Origin of the sequence: Pseudomonas sp. NPDC087626 (assembly GCF_044743405.1) — a bacterium.
In the GTDB taxonomy this organism is placed as follows: Bacteria; Pseudomonadota; Gammaproteobacteria; order Pseudomonadales; family Pseudomonadaceae; genus Aquipseudomonas.
This window is the reverse complement of record NZ_JBIUWJ010000069.1, coordinates 1-2,303: the sequence shown is the minus strand read 5'-3', so window position 1 is coordinate 2,303 and position 2,303 is coordinate 1. Positions and strand designations below refer to the sequence as shown.

At 60.1% G+C, this 2,303-nt stretch carries 2 protein-coding genes; both read right to left on the bottom strand.

All coding sequences use genetic code 11. The annotated features are described in order from the left end of the window. Window positions 1–1,504: NADH-quinone oxidoreductase subunit C/D (gene nuoC / locus ACIOVD_RS27850; RefSeq protein WP_401131382.1), on the bottom strand; the 1,504-nt coding region annotated here is incomplete at its 3' end. A gap of 72 nt (window positions 1,505–1,576) precedes the next feature. Next, complete coding sequence (locus ACIOVD_RS27845; protein WP_093421209.1) at window positions 1,577–2,251, bottom strand: NADH-quinone oxidoreductase subunit B family protein; 675 nt, start codon at window positions 2,249–2,251, stop codon at window positions 1,577–1,579. Window positions 2,252–2,303 lie beyond the last annotated feature (52 nt).

The window sequence follows — 2,303 nt, the reverse complement described above, 5'->3', positions numbered from 1 at the left end:
TGCGCTCTTTAGGAGGCGTCGTGGTCAGCGGGTGATCCGCCTTGTACGGGCCTTCCGGCATGTTGCGCATGCACTGGTCGATGATCTTGATGCTCTGGCGCATTTCTTCGACGCGCACCATGCAGCGGTCGTAGGCATCGCCATTGGCTGCCAGCGGGACTTCGAACTCGAAGTTCTCGTAGCCCGAGTACGGACGCGCCTTGCGCAGGTCGAAATCGCAACCGGTGGAACGCAGGCCGGCACCGGTGACGCCCCATTCCAGGGCCTCTTTGGTGTTGTAGGCAGCGACGCCGATGGTCCGGCCCTTGAGGATGCTGTTCTGCAGGGCGGCCTTGGTGTACTCGTCGAGGCGCTTTGGCAGCCATTCAACGAAGTCCTTGACCAGTTTTTCCCAGCCGCGTGGCAGGTCGTGGGCGACACCGCCGATGCGGTACCAGGCTGGGTGCAGGCGAAAGCCGGTAATGGCTTCGATCACCGTGTACGCCTTCTGGCGGTCGGTGAAGGTGAAGAACACCGGGGTCATGGCGCCGACGTCCTGGATGTAGGTACCCAGGAACAGCAGGTGGCTGGTGATCCGGAAGAACTCGGCCATCATGATGCGGATGACGTCGACCTTCTCGGGCACCTTGATGCCGGCCAGCTTCTCGACCGAGAGCACGTACGGCAGGTTGTTCATCACGCCGCCGAGGTAGTCGATACGGTCGGTGTACGGGATGAAGCTGTGCCAGGACTGACGCTCGGCCATTTTCTCGGCACCACGGTGGTGGTAGCCGATGTCCGGTACGCAGTCGACGATCTCTTCGCCGTCCAGCTGCAGGATGATGCGGAACGCACCGTGAGCCGAAGGGTGGTTGGGACCCAGGTTGAGGAACATGTAGTCCTCATTCGCCCCGGAACGTTTCATGCCCCAGTCTTCAGGCTTGAAGCGCGCGGCTTCTTCCTCAAGCTGTTGCTTGGCCAGGGTCAGGCTGAACGGGTCGAACTCGGTGGCACGGGCCGGGAAGTCCTTGCGCAGCGGGTGACCTTCCCAGGTCGGCGGCATCATGATGCGCGACAGGTGCGGGTGACCTTTGAAGTCGATGCCGTACATGTCCCAGACTTCACGTTCGTACCAGTTGGCGTTGGGCCAGATGCTGGTGACGGACGGCACGCTGAGGTCGCTCTCGGACAAGGCGACCTTGATCATTACGTCACTATTACGTTCGATCGACATCAGGTGGTAGAACACGGTGAAGTCGACGCCGCCAGGCAGCCCTTGACGCTTGGTGCGCAGACGCTCGTCCACGCCATGCAGGTCATAGAGCATGACGTACGGCTTGGGGAGGTTGCGCAGGAAGGTCAGGACTTCGACGAGTTTGGCACGGGCAACCCAAAGCACCGGCATGCCGGTGCGGGTAGGCTGGGCAGTGAATGCCTCAGGGCCAAAGCGGTTGTTCAGTTCGACGACCACATCCTGGTCGTCTGCCTTGTAAGGCGGGATGTACAGAGCACTGCCTGTAGTCATGGTTATTTATCGCTTTCGGTCAACGTAAAGAATGAAGCCAGTTTTCGGTTTCTTTGCAGGAACAGATCTGGATCAGACTTCGTCGGGGCTGCGCAGGTTGGTGACTGCGATTCGCTGTTCGCGGCGCTGTTCCTTTTGCGAAGGCATCTCGGCGCGGTACACGCCTTGATCGCCGACGACCCAGGAAAGCGGGCGACGCTCTTGGCCAATCGACTCCTGCAGCAGCATCAGGCCTTGCAGGAAAGCTTCAGGGCGGGGCGGGCAGCCAGGCACGTAGACGTCCACGGGCAGGAACTTGTCCACTCCCTGAACCACGGAGTAGATGTCGTACATGCCACCGGAGTTGGCGCACGAGCCCATGGAGATTACCCACTTCGGCTCGAGCATTTGCTCGTAGAGACGCTGAATGATCGGCGCCATCTTGATGAAGCAGGTACCGGCGATAACCATGAAATCCGCCTGGCGCGGCGATGCCCGGATAACCTCGGCGCCAAAGCGCGCGATGTCGTGGGGCGCCGTGAAGGCAGTGGTCATTTCCACGTAGCAGCACGAAAGGCCGAAGTTGTACGGCCACAGGGAGTTCTTACGTCCCCAGTTGACCGCGCCGTTCAGCACGTCTTCGAGCTTGCCCATGTAGATGTTTTTGTGGACTTGATCTTCTAACGGATCGGAAACGGTTTCCCGCTCGCCGATCGGGTACTGCTCGTTAGGAGCATCCGGGTCGATCCTGGTGAGATTGTATTGCATTGCCAAAGCCTCATTGTTTCAGCTTCGCCTGCCGCTTACGACGAGCTTCCTG

Excerpts from the sequence above, each read along its gene's own strand:
- ACIOVD_RS27845 (WP_093421209.1), bottom strand. The coding sequence starts at position 2,251 with ATGCAATACAATCTCACCAGGATCGACCCGGATGCTCCTAACGAGCAG.